This is a genomic window from Stenotrophomonas sp. PE591, from assembly GCF_018320795.1.
Lineage (GTDB): Bacteria > Pseudomonadota > Gammaproteobacteria > Xanthomonadales > Xanthomonadaceae > Stenotrophomonas > Stenotrophomonas maltophilia.
The window spans coordinates 88909-106036 of record NZ_JAAOKO010000006.1; the positions used below are offsets into that span (position 1 = coordinate 88909).

Genomic DNA, 17128 nt, shown 5'->3' on the forward strand with positions numbered 1-17128 from the left:
CCCTACCCCGCCTTCCGCGCAGGTTCGGCATCGGCCGCATACCGGCTGGCCTTGTACGGCAGCCCCAGATGCTCACGCAGGGTCTGCCCCTCCAGCTCACGCTGGTGGTAGCCGCGGGCCTGCAGGATCGGCAGCACCTGGGTCACGAAATCCTCGAGGCCCTCGCGCTGTGCGGCGAAACCCAGAATGAAGCCGTCGCTGGCACCGGCGTCGAACCAACGGATCAGCTCATCGGCCACGTGCTCCGGCGTGCCGATGAAGTTTGGTCGCGGGCTCACCGCTTCCAACGCCACCTGGCGCAGGCTCAGGCCCTTCTCACGCGCATCCTGCTTGATGCGGTCGGTGGTGGAACGGAACGAATTGCTGCCGATGTCGCCCAGCTCCGGGAACGGTGCATCCGGGTCGTACTGGCTGAAATCGTGGTGATCGAAGAAGCGCCCGAGGTAGGCCAACGCATCTTCCAGCGTGGCCAGCGCGGCAATCGCCTGGTACTTGGCTTCGGTCTCCTCGGCGGTGCGGCCGACGATGGGGCCGATGCCCGGGAAGATCTTCACGTCGCTGCCGCTGCGGCCGTGCGCGATCGCCGAGTTCTTCACCTTCTGGGTGAACGCGCGGGTTTCTTCCAGCGATGGCGAATGGGTGAACACCGCATCGGCGTACTTGCCGGCCAGCGCGATGCCATCATCAGACGAACCGGCCTGGAAGATCACCGGCTGTCCCTGCGGCGAACGCTGGATGTTGAGCGGGCCTTCCACCTGGAAGAAGCGGCCTTTGTGGTCGAGCCGGCGGAACTTCTCCGGCGCAAAGAACGTGCCGCTGTCGCGCTCGCGCACGAAGGCGTCGTCATCCCACGAATCCCACAGCCCCTGCACCACCTCCAGGTACTCGTCGCCGATCTGGTAGCGCAGCGCGTGCTCCGGATGCGGCCGGCCGTAGTTGCGACCCGAACCTTCCAACGGTGAGGTCACCACGTTCCAGCCAGCACGGCCGCCGCTGAGCAGATCCAGCGAGGCGAACTGGCGGGCCACCGTGAACGGGTCGCTGTAGGAGGTGGACAGCGTACCGGCCAGGCCGATCTTCTTCGTCGCCGTCGCCAGTGCCGACAGCAGCGAGATCGGCTCGAAGCGGTTGAGGAAGTGCGGAATCGACTTCTCGTTGATGTACAGGCCGTCGGCAACGAAGCCGAAGGCGATGCCGTTGTCCTCGGCGGTGCGCGCGATGTCGATGTAGAACTGCAGGTTGACGCTGGCATCGGCCGGGTTGGACGGATGCTTCCAGGCATGCATGTGGCTGCCGGGGCCCTGCAGCATGATGCCGAACGGAATGTGGCGCGGGGTGGTGCTCATGGGAATCGCTCCTGCAGGTCAGGCCACCGCCGCGCGCGGCGCGGGCGACAGCAGTTCAAGGGATGTCAGGCGTGCGTCGAGGTCGGCCACCGGCGCATCGAGGATGAACTCGCCCACGCCGAAGCGCCGGTGCAGCGCGTCCAGTTCGTCACGCACGTGCTGCGCATCACCGGACAACACGCTGGGGCGCGTTTCCTCGATACGGAAGTCAGCCACGCCCACCTGGCGCGCGTACTCGGCAGCCGCCTCGGGGCTGGGCAGGTTTACCGTCTGGCCGGGGCCGAGGTGCAGCTTGTAGACGCGCAGCGCTCCGATATGACGCGCAGCGGCTTCGGCAGTCGGCGCGGCGAAGGCCACCGTAGCCAGCAGCGGTGGCTGCGAGGAGACGCTGCGGTAGGCGTCGAACGCGGCCTCGATGTGCTTCGGGTCGCCGTCGAAGTGCGCGGCGTAGACGAAACGCCAGCCCAGCTCGGCCGCCTGCCGTGCACTCTGCGGGCTGGCACCGAGCAGGAAGCGCTCCGGCGCCTGCTGCGGAATCGGCCGCGCCAGCACATCGGCGTCGGCGCCGGACAGATAGCCCTCAAGATCGCGCAGTTGCTGGTCGAAGTCGGCGAACGCCGGCCGCCCCGCTGCCAATGCAGCGGTAGATGCCGGCAGGCCACCGGGGGCCTTGCCCACGCCCAGATCGACACGCCCCGGCGCCAACGCCGCCAGCAGGTTGAAGTTCTCCGCGACCTTGTACGGCGCGTAGTGGCGTAGCATCACCCCGCCGCTGCCGATGCGGATGCGCCGGGTCTGCGCCAGTACCCAGGCCGCCAGCACTTCCGGTGCGGGACTCGCCAGCGTCGGCGCAGCGTGGTGCTCGGCAAACCAGTAGCGGTGGTAGCCCAGCTGCTCGGCGCGCTGCGCCAGCTGCAGGCTGTTGCGCAGCGCCTGTTCTGGCGAGGCATCTTCGGCCACCGGGCTCTTGTCCAGCACGCTGATCTGATAGCTCATGGTCACGTCCTCGCTCAGGGATGGGCCACGGGAATGCCGAGCAACCCGTTCAGCGCGGCCAGGATCGGCTCGGCACCGGAGATGTACTGGCGGTCCTGGTGCACGCCACTCGCGAGGTCACTGCGCACGCCCTGCGGCAGCACCAGCTTCGGCAGCGACTGGTCCTGCTCGCCGATCTCGGCGATCACCTCCCGGCGCGGCCGTGCGAAGCCGATGCGGCGCACGTCCAGCTGCGCGTCCAGGCCGTCGATGCTCGACAGCGCACCTTCCAGCAACAGGCTGTGCCGGCAGAAGAAACGCTGGCCGGGAATCTGTCCGTCCTCGAACTCACGGTCGAGCAGGAACAGGATGGGCTTGTCGGTTGCGTCCAGACTCACGGGGTCGTCCTCATCGGGGGGCGGCAATGCGATGCCGCTTCGATATCGATGCTAGAGATGACGGCGGTCGGCACGGCGATGCCAGGCGACAATCGGCGGTCAGATCCGGCCATGCAGATGCGCCTTGGCCATAAGCAAAGCGCCGCCGGTTATGCCGTCAGGCGATCCTTCGCAGCGGCGCCGGTACCGCCAGCGCCTGCGAAGCCAGATGCCCTGCCGCGCGCTCGGCCGCCAGTGCGATGCGCGCCTGCAAGGCTGCACTGTTGATGTGCTCGCCATCGAAGTCGGCAGGCGTGGCATACACCCCGATCGGCAGCGTGTGCGCCTGCAGGAAACTGAACAGCGGCCGCAACTGGTGGTCGATCACCAACGCATGGCGCTCGCTGCCACCGGTCGCCGCCAGCAGCACCGGTGTATCCACCAGCGCTTCCAGCCCGATGAAATCGACCAGGTGCTTGAACAGCCCGGGATAGGAACCGCGATACACCGGCGCCGCCACCACCAGCAGACCGGCCGCCTCGATTGCCTGCAGTGCCTGCTCTACGGCTGGCTCCGCTTCATCGCGCGACAGCGACTGCCCCAGCGAACGCGCGATCGGCGCCAGCTCCACCAGCTCCACGCTGGCATGCACCCGCTGCTGCAACGACGCCAACAAGTGCCGCACCAGCAGCAACGTGCGCGACGTCGCCGAGCTGGTCGGTGACCCCACCACTGCCACCACCTTCAATGCAGAAGACATGAAATGCTCCTCGATGATGCCGGACCACGTCCGGCCGCCTTTGGCGTGAACCTCAAAACCGGTAACTGACCCGCCCGTACCAGTACGCGCCGACGTTGCTCAACACGTCGCCGTTGTCCCAGGTCGTCTCGATGCTCGCCACATCGGTGGCACTGCGCGCGTACTCCGGCACCTTGCGCGTGCGCTTGTCGAACACGTTGTTGATGCCCAGCGCCGCACTCCAGCCTGCGCCCAGTTCCACGGCACCGGAGAGATTGGTCACCAGCACCGGCGGCTGCTTGTACTCCACGCCGTTGTTCAGGCGCTTGATCGGGCCGTAGTAGGTGAAGTCGAGGTTCGAGCGCCAGCGCCCGTTCTGCCAGCCCAACCCCGCCACCTGCGTGTAGCTGGGCGTACGGAAGCGCAGCGCGTACTCGCTGCTCTTGGTCAACAGGTTGATGTTCGGCAGCCCCTGCAGCGCCGCCGGAATGTCGCTGATCTTCTGGATGGTGGTGCGCCCCACGTTGGCCGCATAGCTCCAGCGCAGCTTGCCCCCCGCGGTTTCCTGGTTGGCCTCCAGGGTCAGCTCGACGCCGCGCGTGCGGGTATTGCCCACGTTGGTGAAGTAGCTGGCGTAGAACGCATCACCCGGCAGGATGCTGATGCCGGCCGACCCGAGCAGCGCATCGATGGTGTTCTTCTGCGCCGCAGTCAGCACCGTGCCGCTGTTGTCGGTGACGCGTGCAGGATCCTGCGCGTTGTAGCCGATCTGGCTGGACTGGCCGAGCTGGCCACGGATGTCGATCTGGTAGGCATCCACGGCCAGGTGGAACGCTGGGCTCGGGTCCCAGGTCACGCCCAGGCTGTAGTTGGTGGCCTTTTCCGGCTTCAGCGGCGTGGCACCCAGCGCGATCGCCGCCGGCGAAGACACCTGCGCCACCAGCGTGGTGCCGCACGGGCAGCTGCCAGTGGCCTGGTAGAACTGCGCGCCCAGGCTGGGCGCGTGGAAACCGTTGCTGACCGTCGCACGCACGCCCAGCGCATCGGTGAAGTCGAAGCGCGTGGTCAGGCGGCCGGTGGACACGCTTCCGAAGTCAGAATGGTCTTCCCAGCGCGCCGCCGCATCCAGATACCAGCGCGAGGTGATGTTGGTGGCCGCACCCACGTACACCGCCTTGCTGTTGCGGGTCGCCTTCACCGCGTCCGCAGTGGAATAGCCGACGAAGGCCGCAGCACCAAAGCCGGTGTATGACTCCCACTGCCCTGCCCCACGCTCGTATCGTTCGTGCTGGTACTCGGCGCCCGCGCTCACCTCCAGCGGCGACGCAAACGCCGCCACCTCGAAGCCACGGCGCAGGTCCAGGTTGGCGATGCCCTGCTGGTAGTCCAGCTTGCCGTCATAGAAGTCAGTGGGCGAACCGGGGTACGGCAGCGAGTAGTTCACCGAGTTGCGCGTATAGGTACGCACCGTGCTGCGGTTGCCGGTCAGGCTGGCGTCGTAGTCCCAGCCTGCGATCTGGCCTTTCACGCCCGCGGTGCCGGTGTACTGCTTCTCCTTTGTTTCCAGCACCGGCAGGAAGCCATCGGGAAACACGTTCAGCACGCCTGGAGCCTTGTAAGTGGTGAAGATCGTCGCCGGCAGGCGGAAGTTCTGGATCGCCTGCGCGGTGCGATCGCTGGCAGTGGCATTGGCGTAGAACTGCGCGCTCTCGCCCAGGCCATGACCCACGTTCACCGCGAACGCCTTCAGCGCATACGACGGGGAGCTGAGGATGGTGTTGGCCTCGGCATTGCGGCTGGCTTCGGCCGGGTTCAGTGATGCGCCGGCCGGCAACCGGTTGTTCGGCCGCAGCGCCACCAGATTGCCGCTACCATCCACCGCCGGGTAGCTCAGATAGCCATCGATGTAGCGGCGGGTGCGGATCGCATGATGCTGGCGGGTGGTCTCGCCGGAGAGGTTGACGAAGCCATCGGCACCCCACGGCAGGCCCACGTTGGCACGCACGCTGGTTCGCGAGCCATCGCCATCAATGCTCTGCCCGCTTTCCACGGCAAACTCGCCACCGTGCGCCTGCGACTTCAGGATCACGTTGACCACACCGGTAATCGCATCGGAGCCATAGATGGCCGACGCACCATCACGCAGCACTTCCACGTGGTCGATGGCCGACACCGGAATCAACGCCAGGTCCGCCCACGCATGGCCTGGGAAGCCGCCCCCATTGGCACCGCTCACATAGGCACTGGCATTGCGGCGCTTGCCGTTCACCAGTACAAGCGTGTAGCCGGGCGACAGGTTGCGCAGCTGGTAGCCACGGATCAGGCTCTCCTGGTCGCTCTGGTAGCCACCAATCTGGCTGAGCGACGGCAGTGCGCGCTGCAGTGCTTCCAGCAGGTTGGCCTGGCCGGTGGCGGTGAGGTCTTCGGCGGAGATCACGTCGATCGGCGTGGAACTGTTCTTCACCGTACGCGTACTGGTGCGCGAGCCGGTCACCACCACCGCATCCAGCGTGGAGGCTGCCACGTTGGCCGTCGCGGCGGCGGCAGCAGGATCTGCATCGGCTTCAGCCGCATGGCTGGGCGAAGCGGCGAGGATGGCTGTGATCAGAACAGCGAGAGTGCTCGGGACAGGGGTGTGGGCGGCAGGCATGGGGGCTCGTGGAGGTGGGCCGGAAACACGCTTCCATTCAAGGGCCTGTCCGCCCACCGCGACAGGCGCGATCGCGTCACCCAGCCGTAACATCCGGCCACCCACATGACCGCTGGTAATGACGTTAGGCAGCCCTGCGCACCACGCCCATGGGGCGGCGAGCGGCGGGTGGCAGGTGGTGGGCGACAAACGACGGGGTAGAGTCGACTGTTAGTCGACTGCTGTTGGCGATACCGCCTGGAAGCCCGCGCTGCGCGCGATAGTCGACTAACAGTCGACTCTACCCCGTCGGGTGCCCCAGGCCAGACGAATGCCCCCGTGCACATGCTCCACAGGCATCACCTCATGCCCTCGCACCACGCAGCGCCCCGCATCTGCACCCGTAGCATCAAGCCATGCCCAGCCCACCCGCCGATCCCAGCGCACCGCTCGTCGCCATCGTTGCCTGCCACGGCCAAGGGCTGTTCGAGTTCGGCTGCGCGGTTGGCCTGTTCGCGCCGGTGCGGCCGGAACTCGGTGTGGCCTGGTATCGCACCCAGCTGTGCGCGGGTGAACCTGGTGCGCTGCGCATGCTTGGCGGAACGCAGGTGCAGCTTCCCTACGACCTCAGCACAGTTGATGACGCCGACATCATCGTCATTCCCGGTTGGCGCGAGCCCAGCGAGCGCCCGCCACAGGCGCTGCTTGATGCACTCATCCGTGCCCACGGCCGTGGCGCGCGCATCGCTTCGATCTGCTCCGGTGCCTTCGTGCTGGCGTGGGCCGGGCTGCTCGATGGCCGCCAGGCCACCACCCACTGGCGCCTCACCGAAGCGCTGGCGCGCGAGTTCCCGCGCATCGATGTGCGCGAAGATGCACTGTATGTGGATACCGGCAGCATCATCACCTCGGCCGGCTCGGCCACCGGCATGGACATGATGCTGCACATGGTGCGCAAGGATTACGGCGCGCGCGTGGCCAACCTGGTGGCCGAGCGACTGGTACTGGCGCCATGGCGAGATGCCGAACGCAGCCAGCGCGTCAGCCGCGCCATTCCCCATGGCGAGCCCACGCGCTTGGCAAAGCTGATGGAATGGATGCGCCGCAACCTGCGCGAGCCACATTCACTGGGCAGCCTCGCCGAGCAGGCCGCACTCAGCCAGCGCACCCTGCAGCGGCAGTTCCTGGAGGCCACCGGCCTGTCGCCCATCGATTGGCTGATCCGCGAGCGCGTGGCCTACGCCCGCGAGCTGCTGGAAACCACCGACCGGCCGCTGCAGTGGATCGCAGAACAGGCTGGCTTTGGTTCGCAGGAATCGTTCCGTCGTCACTTCCGTGGCCAGGTCGATGCGAGCCCTACCGAGTACCGCAACCAGCACCGCAGCGGTCTCGGTGCCGACCGCCTGGTGGGCTGTTGACCCAGTGCGCGGTGCCAGGCGTGGCGTGAGCAAAGCCTCACGACGGTGCGAGCTTGCGTGCGTATAGTGACGTGCGTCACACGAAGCCCCTTCCATGCTCCACGCATTTGCTTACTCCAGCCACATGTCGGCTGGGCTTTCCGATGAAACCCTCCGCCAGATCGTCTCGGGCTCTGCCGCGTTCAATCGCCGGGTGGACGTTACCGGAGCGCTGCTCGTCGACGGGCAGCGGTTTTTCCAGTACATCGAAGGCCCGCCCGACGGCCTGGAGGCGGTCAGGCGCCGTATCCAGGACAGTCGTTCGCACGCCGCCGTCGCCCCGGTACTGGACATGGCAATCGGCGCACGCGCCGTACCCTACTGGGCGATGACCCGCATCGAGACCGGGCAGATCGTCGTGTCCGGGCTGGTCAATGCGCGATGGGACGAATTTGGCCATTCCGTTCCAGGCATGGATCAGCTCGTTGGCCTGCTGCGTCCGCATTTCCCACGCATCGGCACCGTCGAGCCGCCACGCGCCCCCGCCTGATACACACTGAACCGTCGCCTTGCGTGCGCCTGCCGACGCGGCCGTGCGTTACGTTCGGGCGTCATCATCAGGATCCTCCTTCCCGCTGTCTTCGCCACGCCCATCGCATGCCAGTACCCGCCCCACCTGCAACGGAAACACGCGCATCGCCCGCCGACCTGTTCGAGATCGTCATCGTGCGTGCAGGCACCGCCCTGTTCGCGATCGACATCCAGGCTGCCGTCGAAATTCGCGGCCTGGAGGCATTCGGCCCTGCAGACCGCAACGGCAGGCCGACCGTGGAAGTCCGTGGGCAGCCATTACCCGTGGTCGACCTGCGCCGAATGAGCGGCCAAGCGGCATTCGACGGTGGCAGCCCGGCCATGCTGTTGATCAATGCCGGTACCGCAACCCTGGCGCTGGCCGTGGATGAGGTGCTGGAGATCGAGACACCGGACGCGACCGCAAACGCCCCCGAGCGTGTCGCAGGCCGATCATTCGGCTTCTGCAGCCGGCATATTCAACTTGACCCGGCGCGCTCGGCTGCACTGATCGAACCGGCGGCACTGCTGGGCGCACTTGCCACGCTGGGGTGACCGGCGGCGTCTCAGGATCGTCCTGCCAAGGCACGGTTTCGCAGCCTCCAGCACTGGGCGGCAACGCCGATCACAAACACTGCCGCCAATCCCAGCAGCGTGTGCAGCACCACCGGGGCCATCGGCGCGGCAGCAATCGGATGCGCTGCCGGCACGCGGGTCAGCGTTTCGTTGACGCCGGGCACCAACGACAGCAGGAAGCTGAAAGACAGCGCAAACGTCGATGCATAAGGTGCTGCGCTCCCCAGCCAGCGCAGCCGCGCGGCCAGCACGCCGCCGAATGCCACCAGCAGCACGATCACCCCGAATGCGTGGCCGGGGTTGATCCCGCCCGTGCTGGACACGGTGAACGAGGTGGCCACCGACAGCACCAGCCCCACCAGGTACAGCTTGCCCGCGCGCGTGGCGGGATCGATTGCGCGATGGCGAATGAAGGCATACAGGCCACTCAACACCGGGATCAGGCTGACAGCGGTATGGATTACGCCAAGTGCGGACAGAGGGTGGGACATGGGACACCTCCAGGGACAGAATGAACCTACTAGTAGGTAGGCATCGGACTCAAAAAGAAGGCCCGCGTCGCCGCAGGCCCACCACACATCTCTCAGGACGCCGCGCTCACCCGCGCGATCGCCAAGCGTGCCAGTGCCGCGAAGGTCGCCGCATCACCAAAACCGCGCGCGGCCAGCATCGCGCCGTGCACCGACGACATGAACGCCCTGGCCTCGTCCGCAGGGGAACCCTGCAGGCGCAACTGGCCCTGCGCCGCGCCCTTCTCCAGCGTCACCGTCAGCCACCCGCTCAGATCCTCGAAATGCCCGCGCACTTCATCGGCAATCTCCGCAGGGATCATCGGCGCCTCCGCTGCCAGCATCGCGCAGATGCAGAACGACGACGTCCCCCCTGCAATGCAGCTGGACCAGTACTCCACATAGGCGTTGAGCTCCTGCAGCGGGTCGTCCAGCTGCCGGTCCAGCAGCGCCAGGCCTTCGCGCGCCTCGGCCCGGTACAGTTCAACCACCGTGCGCACCAGGTCCGCCTTGCTGCGGAAGTGGTGATGGATGCTGGCCTTGCTGATGTTCACCCGCGCGGACACGTCGGCGTAGCTGAAGCCGTTGTAGCCACCGGCCTCCAGCAGCGAGCGGGCATGGGCCAGGATCTCCTGGGCCTTGGGAGAGAGCGACTCTTTCATGCCGCCACCTACTAGTAGGTTGGCGGGCTGTCAACAACCCGCTGCCGGGTGAGCAGCATCTGGTAGTGCCGGCCGCTGGCCGGCAACTGCACGCACCCAACGCCACCGGGACGCCGGCCAGCGGCCGGCACTACCACGCCCGGGCGTTCGTGGCGGGATTTGACATGCAGGCATTTACCTGCATATAGTCCATCCCAAGGGCGGCGCCTGCCGGCCCATCGCGAGGAACCTGCAATGGTGGATATCGCGCACAGGGTCGGCATCAAGGCCCCCGCAAGCCAGGTGTACCAAGCCCTGGCCACCCCCGAAGGCGTCGCCGCCTGGTGGGCCGAAGACACCCACGGCGACCGCGAGACCGGCGGCACGGTCAAGGTCCGTTTCACCAATAACGGCCAGGAAATCGGTGCCATGGAAATGCAGCTGGAACAGCTCATTCCCGGCGAGCTGGTGCTCTGGAAGTTCCTGGCCGGCCCTGCCGAATGGATCGGCACGCATGCGCGTTTCGCGCTGAAACAGGAAGGCGACTACTGCATCGTCCTGTTCACCCATGAAGGCTGGAAAGAGCGCGTCGAGTTCACCTACCACTGCAGCACCAAGTGGGCGGTGTTCCTGATGAGCCTGAAGGCCCTGCTGGAGACCGGCAAGGGCCAGCCCAACCCCCACGACGTCAGGATCGACAACTGGAATTGAAGACATCCCCATGGCGGTAGACCACGTGCGCGACGCAGACAAGGTATTCAAGGCGCTGGCCGATCCCACGCGCCGCACGCTGCTGGATCTGCTCTGCGAAGACAACGGGCAGACGCTGGGCCAGTTGTGCGAGCACCTGGACATGGCCCGGCAATCGGTCACCCAGCACCTGGGCCTGCTGGAAGACGCCAACCTGATCAGCACGGTGCGCCGTGGCCGCGAGAAGCTGCACTTCATCAACCCGGTGCCGCTGCATGAAGTCTACGAGCGCTGGGTACGCAAGTTCGAGCAGCAGCGCCTGAGCCTGCTGCATGACCTGAAACGCGAACTGGAAGGAGAATGACGATGTCCGCAGAGTCCACCCGCTTCATCCATGTGATCTATATCGCCTCCACGCCACAGAAGGTGTTCGAGGCCATCACCCGCCCCGAGATCGCCAGCCGCTATTGGGGCCACGAGAACGTCTCGGACTGGAAGCCCGGCTCGCGCTGGCAGCACGTGCGCGCCAACGAAACACGATCGGTCGAACTGGTGGGCGAAGTGGTGGAAAGCACCCCGCCCTCGCGCCTGGTCATCACCTGGGCCGCCGCCTCGCAGGCCGACAACCCGGATGCTTACAGCCGCGTCACCTTCGACATCGTGCCCTATCAGGACATGGTGCGGCTGACGGTTACCCATGAGGAGCTGGAACCGGGCAGCGGCATGGATACCGGCATCCGCCAGGGCTGGCCGATCGTGCTGTCGAGCCTGAAGTCGCTGCTGGAAACCGGCAAGGGATTGGACGTATTTGCGAAGCCGAACTGAGTCGTGCCGCAATCGGCGGCGGAGCGCCATCCGCCGCTGGCGCTCCCCATCCGGTCAATCGCTCAATCTGCGCGAACGTCCATAACTGCCATGCACATCCTGCTTGATCCAATCGGCCAGCAGGCGCAGGTAGCCGTCGGTGATCCGCGTCGACACTCGGTTGCCCTCGGCATCGGTGCGGAACTCGACCATGCCGTGGTCGGTATCCGGGAACAGGTAGGTGTCGATCGGTTGCCCCGACGCGCGCAGGCGCGACAGGATCGAACGCGTGGCGGCAATCGGCGCGGCGCGGTCCTGCTCGGCCAGCACCCACAGCAACGGCACCTTCAGGCGGCGCAGCGCGGCCTCGGCGTCGTAGTCCCAGATCAGCTCCAGGTTGTCGAATCGCGCGCGGCCGATCCGGCGCAGGTCGGCGTCACTCATGCGCAGCATGTCGCCGCTGTATTCGCCGCTGATGTTCTTTGCCCACGGTGCGGCACCGATCTGCGTACGCACCTTCGCCAGCGCCTCGAACCCTTCATTGAAATGCGTGCGCATCAACTGCGCGGTCGCGTCTGAAAGCTGGCCGACCTGCTTCATCGCCGTTGCATCCAGCTGCATGCGGCGTGCCTCGTCGAACAGCTGCTCGCGGTCCTCCTCGATCGGCGACACCACCAGGCCGAAACCGATCGCCACGAAATCCGCCTGCGAGCGCGTCGCCGCCAGCGGCGCGATCCACCCGCCCTGGCTGCCACCGAAGTAGCCGGCCCGACCGAAACGCCCCGCCGCCAGCTCACGTGCCTTGGCAAGCGCCGCCGCTGCATCGTCAGCCAGCAGCTCGAAGTTCTGGGTGTACTCGCCTTCCGAATCGCCGGTGCCACGCTTCTGGTAGGCGAACACCGAAATGCCCTGGGCCACCAGCATGCGCTGGTAGATCGCCGCCACCGCCATCGTGCGTTCCGAGCCGTGCACCAGCACCACCAGCGGCCGCGTCGGGTCGGCCGGCCCTGCCGGCTCGATCAACTGCCCGACCAGCTTGGTTCCGGCACTGATGAACGTTGCATTGGTATCGCGGGTCGGCAGTCGCTGCCAACGCTGCGTGGCTCCCGCAGGCGTCCTGAAGCTGACCACGTCGCCGCTGCAGCTCACCGGTGCGTAGGCATCGCCGGTGGCGCCACGTCGCCCGTCCAGCATCAGATAGCGCTGGCCCGTGGCCGGTGCCGCAGCGGGTGCGCCGAGCACCACGATGTTGCCCTGCTCGTCACCGTAGGCACTGGCCGTGCACAGCTCGGCGGCTGCAACCGGCAGCCCCGAACACACCAGCACCGCGCTCAACAACGAACGACTCCTCCACCCTGCCATGCCCTTCCCCGGTATCGTGAACCCGCCTCGTGCGGGCGCCCGGCGCAGCCTAGCGCGTTCGCTTGCCATATTCATGCTGCATCTGCTTACTGTCGGCCTCTCCCATGACCATACTGGGCGGACGATACGAACTTCAGAGCGCACGATGCACACACATGTAGAACAGATCGGCAGCACCCGCGTCCTGCGCAGCGCCGATACAGGCCCGCTTCTGGATGGCAACGCCCTGCGCGACCTGGTCGGCGATGCCCTTGGGCACCAGGCCGAGTGGATCGCCGTGCCGGTGCAGCGCCTATCGGCAGACTTCTTCGAGCTGCGCTCCGGCATGGCCGGGCAATGGCTGCAGATGCTGGTGAACTACCGCCTGCACTTCGCCGTCCTGGGCGATGTCAGCGGCTACCGCGCACAGAGCGAATCGCTGGACGCGTGGATCACCGAGTGCAACCGTGGGCACAACGGCTGCTTCGTGGCCGACTGGGACGCCCTGCTGGCACGCCTGCCGGCCCCCGCCCGCACCGGCTGAACGCCGCCCCCACGCTCACTCTCGCCGAACCCGGTTCCGACTGCACTCCGACGCCGCCCAACACAGCATCACCGGCAGGCTCCCCGGTCGACGTTCGATGCGTGCTTCAGACACCGATTCCCTGCACAGCAAAGTGGCGGCGGTCACCCTCGGCTTCTGGGTGATGAAGATCGCCGCCACCACCCTCGGCGAGACCGCAGGCGACCTGCTGTCGATGACGCTCAACCTCGGCTACGTGGCCAGCTCGGCCATCCTGCTGGCGATCTTCGCCGGCCTGTTGGCCCTGCAACTGTCGGCACATCGCTTCCACCCGGTGCTGTTCTGGTCGGTGGTGCTGGCGACCAGCACCGCCGGCACCACCCTGTCGGACCTGATCGACCGCACCCTGGGGCTGGGCTACGCCACCGGCGCCAGCCTGCTGGCCGGCTGCCTGGCGCTGGTGCTGCTGGCCTGGCGCATGTCGGAAAAGTCGATCTCGGTCAGCAACATCGCATCGCGCCGCGCCGAAGGCTTCTACTGGACCGCCGTGCTGTTCTCCAACACGCTCGGCACCGCGCTGGGTGATTTCCTCGCCGACGATTCCGGGCTGGGCTTCACCGGCGGCGCCCTGCTGATCGGCAGCCTCATCGCGCTCACCGCATTGGCCAGCCGCATCAAGGGCATCAACCAGGTCATCCTGTTCTGGATCGCCTTCGTGCTCACCCGCCCGTTCGGCGCCACCTTCGGCGACCTGCTCACCAAGCCACTGGAAAAGGGCGGCCTGGGCTTCGGCACGGTCGGTTCGTCGCTGGTGCTGTTCACCATTCTCGCCACACTGGTGGCACTGCCGATGCTGCAGCGTAAGGCGCAGCCAGCCAACTAGCGCGCCGTCCAGCCCCCATCCACCGGCAGCGCCGTGCCGGTGATCTGCGCCGCAGCGTCCGACGCCAGGAACACCACCATTTCTCCCAGCTGCTCGGGCGTCACGAACTGCAACGACGGCTGCTTCTCAGCCAGCAGCGCACGCGCGGCGGACTCCTGATCCGTGCCCTGGCGCTCGGCCAGCGCAGTGATCTGCTGCTCGACCAGCGCCGTCCGCACCCAGCCCGGGCAGATCGCATTGGCGGTGATGCCGGTGCCCGCATTCTCCAGTGCGGTCACCTTGGTGAAGCCCACCACGCCATGCTTGGCCGCCACATAGGCCGACTTGTTCACTGACCCGACCAGCCCGTGCACGGATGCGATGTTGATGATGCGGCCGGCGCCCTGCTGCTTCATGTGCGGCAAGGCCGCTGCCGTGGCATGGAACACGGCCGAGAGATTCAACGCCAGGATCGCATTCCACTTCTCGACAGGGAATTCCTCGATCGGCGCGGTGTGCTGGATGCCCGCGTTGTTTACCAGGATGTCGATGCGGCCCATCGTCGCGACGGCATGCTCAATCATCCGGCGCACTGCCTCGCCACGGGAGAGATCGGCGCCGTCATGCGCCACGCGCACGCCGAACTCGGTTTCCAGCTTGGAACGGATGCGTTCGATCTCCGCCGCATCGCCGAAGCCGTTCAGCACGATATCGGCACCTTGCCGCGCCAAGGCTGTGGCAATGCCAAGACCGATACCGCTGGTGGAGCCGGTGACCACCGCGACCTTTCCAGAGAACATGGGCGAGCTTCCATCGGGCACAGGCGGCCAGTGTAGCGTCACCGGCTCGCCGCTTTAACTGACACCCTCAAGTCGGCCCACAGCTAGAAGCGGATGCCTGCCCGATCAACGGTCGCCAACGGGTTGGCCTTCCGCACCGCCTCCAGGAACAGCAGGAAGTCGCGGTTGAACAGCGTCAGGTTGTTGGTGAACGTCACGCACTTTCTGCCCGATGCTTTGCTGAAACACACCTGCCAGACATAGCGCCCGTAGATCCTGTCGGACGTTCGTAGGACTGAGGTGATCTGCGAAAGCGGAACCGCCGTGGGCACCGGCCCACGCCGCAGGTAAAAGGACGCCGCATCAAAGAAGTAGTGCTCCCGATCCTCTTTTCCATCCACCATCACCAGGGTCATGGACTTACCGGAAATCCGGCGAGGGGGATTCAAACGCAGCCCGGATTCCAATGCAGAACGCGCGGTCGCTGACATTCGCCGAAGGATGAACCAAAGGATCACCAACGGAAGCGCCGCAACGACAATGAAGCCTGCAGTCTTCAAAACAGTTTCCAGCGTGCTTGGCACACAGATCTCCAGGATGAACTTTCAGGCGATGCCCAATCCACGCCATGCGTGGATGATTCTCCCCCAACGCCTTTTCACTTCCAATGATCCGGCCCCAGGAACGGCAGGCTCAGCACAAACACCGGAACCGCCACAGGGATCAACGCTGCCCCCAGCACCTTGCCCGCCGCCGAACCCACACCCGGCTTGTCCTCCCGCTCCGGCAGGATTCGCTGCGCCCGCGCATTGATCGGCTGGTCCAGTTTCCCCTTCTCTGCCAGCGCCGCAGCATCCGGCAACTGCACCCGCTCGCCGTCGCCCTCGAACAGCGCGCTGTAATAGCTGCCGCCCTTCCTTGAAAGATTGCAGGCGCGGTCAAACGCCAGCGCGTAACGGGTCCGGTCCATCGGCAGGTAGTAGCGCGCCCGCTCCTCCACGGCCTTGGCCTCACGCGGGAGCACCTCAATCCGCTCCAGCTTGAACTGCGCGGCCTGTTCCGCCGTCACCTGCTCCGGCCGCAGCAGCAGCGCATAGCTGCCGTGCACCTTGGCCTTGTTGGCCGGGTCGCGCCAGTCTTCATGGAAATACATCTGCGCGCAGGCCACCGCCTCGCGCAGCGGGCTGTCCATCAGCGCGCGGTACTCGCGGAACGGCGCGGCATTGAAGCGCATCGGCTCGTCATAGCGCGGCAGCAGGTACAGCTGGCCGTCGTCGGCCACGAATGCGCCGGTGATCTCGCGGCTTGAGGCGTGTTCCTCCGGGCCACTGGCACAGCCGGACAGCAAGCCAAGGCACAGGGCGGAGAGAATGAAAAAAGACGTTCGCATGTCGTGTTCGAGGGCTTCCCTGGGAAAACGGCCCCGCCCGGAAGGACGAGGCGAGCCCATCATGGTGCCACGGCACCGCATGCGATGCAGAGCCCGCCTTACTTCAACCGCTCCACCAACCGCTGCCCCACCTCCAGCGCAGAAGCCGGGTTCTGCCCGGTAATCAGCTCGCGGTCCACCACCACATGCCCGGTCCACGGCGTGGTGTTGCTGCTGAACTTCGCCCCCGCCCGCTGCAGCGCGGTCTGCGGGTAGAACTTCATCTCACCGCCGCCCAGCAGCGGCTTGGCTTGTTCTTCTTCCTGGTTGCTGATCACCGTCATCTGGTAGCCGCTGTAGATCCACTTCGGCATGGCCGGCATCGCACCCGTTTCCAGCTTCGCGACGAAACCTGCTGCATTCGGCAGCGTGGACAGCAGCGCGATCGGCCCGTGGCAGACCAGCGCGGTGGTCTTGTTGCGCTGGTGGAAGTCGGCCAGCAGCCGGCCCAGCGCCGGGCTCTTCAGCAGGTCCTGCATCGGCGCGTGGCCACCGGGAATGTAGACCGCATCGAAGCGGGCGTAGCCCTGCTGTTCGACGCGCGCCAGGCTGACCACCGACGAGGCGGTCGGCGAGGTCAGCGCCAGTTTCTCCAGCAGCTCCTTGTGCAGCGTCAGCTGCGCGGCATCGTTGCCGAAGTACGCCGGCGTCACCGAGGACGCATCCACCGTCGGCGCCCACCCCTGCGGCGTGGCGAAGGTCACCTCGTGGCCCGCATCCAGCAGCAGCTTGACCGGCTGCATCAGCTCGTTGAGATAGAAGCCGGTGGACAGCACCTTGCCGTCCTTCAGGTCCAGGTGGTTCTCGTCGGACAGCACCACCAGCACGTTGGCGGCTTGCGCGCCGGTGGCGGCCAGGGTCAGGGCCAGCGCTGCGGCCAGCCGGGTCATCAGGTTCATGGGGAACTCCTATCGGGGAATGGCGGCCACTTTATTCATCGC

At 66.3% G+C, this 17128-nt stretch carries 20 protein-coding genes; 8 read left to right on the forward strand and 12 right to left on the reverse strand.

Annotated features, from left to right (window positions below; all coding sequences use genetic code 11):
* Positions 1–2: 2 nt before the first annotated feature.
* The 5 genes from JLDANKMP_RS15220 to JLDANKMP_RS15240 all read right to left on the reverse strand — a co-directional run bounded on the left by JLDANKMP_RS15220 (position 3) and on the right by JLDANKMP_RS15240 (position 6087).
* Complete coding sequence (locus JLDANKMP_RS15220; protein WP_212561557.1) at positions 3–1346, reverse strand: LLM class flavin-dependent oxidoreductase; 1344 nt, start codon at positions 1344–1346, stop codon at positions 3–5.
* Between the two features lie 18 nt (positions 1347–1364).
* A complete protein-coding gene (locus tag JLDANKMP_RS15225; protein WP_212561558.1) occupies positions 1365–2342 on the reverse strand; it encodes an MsnO8 family LLM class oxidoreductase in 978 nt (325 codons plus the stop codon).
* Between the two features lie 14 nt (positions 2343–2356).
* A complete protein-coding gene (locus tag JLDANKMP_RS15230; RefSeq protein ID WP_005409341.1) occupies positions 2357–2719 on the reverse strand; it encodes a DUF3088 family protein in 363 nt (120 codons plus the stop codon).
* A 157-nt stretch (positions 2720–2876) separates the two neighbouring features.
* Entirely contained in the window at positions 2877–3458 is a 582-nt protein-coding gene (msuE, locus tag JLDANKMP_RS15235) for an FMN reductase (RefSeq protein WP_111189359.1), read from the reverse strand.
* 52 nt (positions 3459–3510) lie between these two features.
* A complete protein-coding gene (locus JLDANKMP_RS15240) occupies positions 3511–6087 on the reverse strand; it encodes a TonB-dependent receptor (RefSeq protein WP_212561559.1) in 2577 nt (858 codons plus the stop codon).
* 395 nt (positions 6088–6482) lie between these two features.
* On the opposite strand from JLDANKMP_RS15240, the gene ftrA reads away from it, so the two are divergent.
* The 3 genes from ftrA (at position 6483) to JLDANKMP_RS15255 (ending at position 8588) form a co-directional block, all read left to right on the forward strand.
* Positions 6483–7484 carry a transcriptional regulator FtrA gene (gene ftrA / locus JLDANKMP_RS15245; RefSeq protein WP_043035134.1) on the forward strand — a complete coding sequence of 334 codons (1002 nt, stop codon included), beginning with the start codon at positions 6483–6485 and terminating at the stop codon, positions 7482–7484.
* Between the two features lie 94 nt (positions 7485–7578).
* The gene (locus JLDANKMP_RS15250) at positions 7579–8013 is read left to right on the forward strand and encodes a BLUF domain-containing protein (RefSeq protein ID WP_032966646.1); all 435 of its coding nucleotides are present in this window, start codon (positions 7579–7581) and stop codon (positions 8011–8013) included.
* Positions 8014–8120: 107 nt separating this feature from the next.
* Positions 8121–8588: a chemotaxis protein CheW gene (locus JLDANKMP_RS15255; protein ID WP_212561560.1), complete on the forward strand. Its 468-nt coding sequence runs from the start codon at positions 8121–8123 to the stop codon at positions 8586–8588.
* Positions 8589–8599: 11 nt separating this feature from the next.
* Here the strand turns inward: JLDANKMP_RS15255 and JLDANKMP_RS15260 are convergent, their stop codons facing one another.
* Together JLDANKMP_RS15260 and JLDANKMP_RS15265 are read right to left on the reverse strand one after the other, a co-directional pair.
* Positions 8600–9100 (reverse strand): hypothetical protein, encoded by a 501-nt coding sequence (locus tag JLDANKMP_RS15260; protein ID WP_212561561.1) that lies wholly within the window; start codon positions 9098–9100, stop codon positions 8600–8602.
* A gap of 92 nt (positions 9101–9192) precedes the next feature.
* Positions 9193–9780, reverse strand: coding sequence for a TetR/AcrR family transcriptional regulator (locus tag JLDANKMP_RS15265; protein ID WP_212561562.1), 588 nt, complete (start codon positions 9778–9780; stop codon positions 9193–9195).
* A 234-nt stretch (positions 9781–10014) separates the two neighbouring features.
* Between JLDANKMP_RS15265 and JLDANKMP_RS15270 the strand changes: the two genes are divergently transcribed.
* The 3 genes from JLDANKMP_RS15270 to JLDANKMP_RS15280 are packed head-to-tail and all read left to right on the forward strand — an operon-like array spanning position 10015 to position 11274.
* Positions 10015–10470, forward strand: a complete 456-nt coding sequence (locus JLDANKMP_RS15270; protein ID WP_111189644.1) for an SRPBCC domain-containing protein — start codon at positions 10015–10017, stop codon at positions 10468–10470.
* Positions 10471–10480: 10 nt separating this feature from the next.
* Positions 10481–10813, forward strand: coding sequence for a metalloregulator ArsR/SmtB family transcription factor (locus JLDANKMP_RS15275; protein WP_099529753.1), 333 nt, complete (start codon positions 10481–10483; stop codon positions 10811–10813).
* 2 nt (positions 10814–10815) lie between these two features.
* Positions 10816–11274, forward strand: coding sequence for an SRPBCC family protein (locus tag JLDANKMP_RS15280; protein ID WP_005409329.1), 459 nt, complete (start codon positions 10816–10818; stop codon positions 11272–11274).
* A gap of 54 nt (positions 11275–11328) precedes the next feature.
* Here JLDANKMP_RS15280 and JLDANKMP_RS15285 read toward each other — a convergent pair whose 3' ends face one another.
* The gene (locus tag JLDANKMP_RS15285; protein ID WP_343237746.1) at positions 11329–12579 is read right to left on the reverse strand and encodes an alpha/beta hydrolase; all 1251 of its coding nucleotides are present in this window, start codon (positions 12577–12579) and stop codon (positions 11329–11331) included.
* A 181-nt stretch (positions 12580–12760) separates the two neighbouring features.
* Here JLDANKMP_RS15285 and JLDANKMP_RS15290 point away from each other — a divergent pair, with 181 nt between their 5' ends.
* On the forward strand, positions 12761–13138 hold the full coding sequence (locus JLDANKMP_RS15290) for a DUF4180 domain-containing protein (RefSeq protein WP_154267844.1): 378 nt from the start codon (positions 12761–12763) through the stop codon (positions 13136–13138).
* A 97-nt stretch (positions 13139–13235) separates the two neighbouring features.
* A complete protein-coding gene (locus JLDANKMP_RS15295) occupies positions 13236–14000 on the forward strand; it encodes a hypothetical protein (RefSeq protein WP_212561564.1) in 765 nt (254 codons plus the stop codon).
* On the opposite strand, the gene JLDANKMP_RS15300 is transcribed toward JLDANKMP_RS15295, so the two are convergent.
* The 4 genes from JLDANKMP_RS15300 to JLDANKMP_RS15315 form a co-directional block, all read right to left on the reverse strand.
* A complete protein-coding gene (locus JLDANKMP_RS15300; protein WP_212561565.1) occupies positions 13997–14779 on the reverse strand; it encodes a 3-hydroxybutyrate dehydrogenase in 783 nt (260 codons plus the stop codon). The two genes, JLDANKMP_RS15295 and JLDANKMP_RS15300, sit on opposite strands and share 4 nt — an antisense overlap.
* Before the next feature lie 83 nt (positions 14780–14862).
* The gene (locus tag JLDANKMP_RS15305) at positions 14863–15342 is read right to left on the reverse strand and encodes a hypothetical protein (RefSeq protein WP_343237744.1); all 480 of its coding nucleotides are present in this window, start codon (positions 15340–15342) and stop codon (positions 14863–14865) included.
* A gap of 74 nt (positions 15343–15416) precedes the next feature.
* Positions 15417–16148 (reverse strand): hypothetical protein, encoded by a 732-nt coding sequence (locus JLDANKMP_RS15310; protein ID WP_197567578.1) that lies wholly within the window; start codon positions 16146–16148, stop codon positions 15417–15419.
* A gap of 98 nt (positions 16149–16246) precedes the next feature.
* Positions 16247–17086, reverse strand: coding sequence for a type 1 glutamine amidotransferase domain-containing protein (locus JLDANKMP_RS15315; protein ID WP_212561566.1), 840 nt, complete (start codon positions 17084–17086; stop codon positions 16247–16249).
* Positions 17087–17128: the final 42 nt, after the last annotated feature.

Excerpts from the sequence above, each read along its gene's own strand:
- JLDANKMP_RS15220 (WP_212561557.1), bottom strand. The coding sequence starts at position 1,346 with ATGAGCACCACCCCGCGCCACATTCCGTTCGGCATCATGCTGCAGGGC.
- JLDANKMP_RS15225 (WP_212561558.1), bottom strand. The coding sequence starts at position 2,342 with ATGAGCTATCAGATCAGCGTGCTGGACAAGAGCCCGGTGGCCGAAGAT.
- msuE (WP_111189359.1), bottom strand. The coding sequence starts at position 3,458 with ATGTCTTCTGCATTGAAGGTGGTGGCAGTGGTGGGGTCACCGACCAGC.
- JLDANKMP_RS15240 (WP_212561559.1), bottom strand. The coding sequence starts at position 6,087 with ATGCCTGCCGCCCACACCCCTGTCCCGAGCACTCTCGCTGTTCTGATC.
- ftrA (WP_043035134.1), top strand. The coding sequence starts at position 6,483 with ATGCCCAGCCCACCCGCCGATCCCAGCGCACCGCTCGTCGCCATCGTT.
- JLDANKMP_RS15250 (WP_032966646.1), top strand. The coding sequence starts at position 7,579 with ATGCTCCACGCATTTGCTTACTCCAGCCACATGTCGGCTGGGCTTTCC.
- JLDANKMP_RS15255 (WP_212561560.1), top strand. The coding sequence starts at position 8,121 with ATGCCAGTACCCGCCCCACCTGCAACGGAAACACGCGCATCGCCCGCC.
- JLDANKMP_RS15260 (WP_212561561.1), bottom strand. The coding sequence starts at position 9,100 with ATGTCCCACCCTCTGTCCGCACTTGGCGTAATCCATACCGCTGTCAGC.
- JLDANKMP_RS15265 (WP_212561562.1), bottom strand. The coding sequence starts at position 9,780 with ATGAAAGAGTCGCTCTCTCCCAAGGCCCAGGAGATCCTGGCCCATGCC.
- JLDANKMP_RS15270 (WP_111189644.1), top strand. The coding sequence starts at position 10,015 with ATGGTGGATATCGCGCACAGGGTCGGCATCAAGGCCCCCGCAAGCCAG.
- JLDANKMP_RS15275 (WP_099529753.1), top strand. The coding sequence starts at position 10,481 with ATGGCGGTAGACCACGTGCGCGACGCAGACAAGGTATTCAAGGCGCTG.
- JLDANKMP_RS15280 (WP_005409329.1), top strand. The coding sequence starts at position 10,816 with ATGTCCGCAGAGTCCACCCGCTTCATCCATGTGATCTATATCGCCTCC.
- JLDANKMP_RS15290 (WP_154267844.1), top strand. The coding sequence starts at position 12,761 with ATGCACACACATGTAGAACAGATCGGCAGCACCCGCGTCCTGCGCAGC.
- JLDANKMP_RS15295 (WP_212561564.1), top strand. The coding sequence starts at position 13,236 with ATGCGTGCTTCAGACACCGATTCCCTGCACAGCAAAGTGGCGGCGGTC.
- JLDANKMP_RS15300 (WP_212561565.1), bottom strand. The coding sequence starts at position 14,779 with ATGTTCTCTGGAAAGGTCGCGGTGGTCACCGGCTCCACCAGCGGTATC.
- JLDANKMP_RS15310 (WP_197567578.1), bottom strand. The coding sequence starts at position 16,148 with ATGCGAACGTCTTTTTTCATTCTCTCCGCCCTGTGCCTTGGCTTGCTG.
- JLDANKMP_RS15315 (WP_212561566.1), bottom strand. The coding sequence starts at position 17,086 with ATGAACCTGATGACCCGGCTGGCCGCAGCGCTGGCCCTGACCCTGGCC.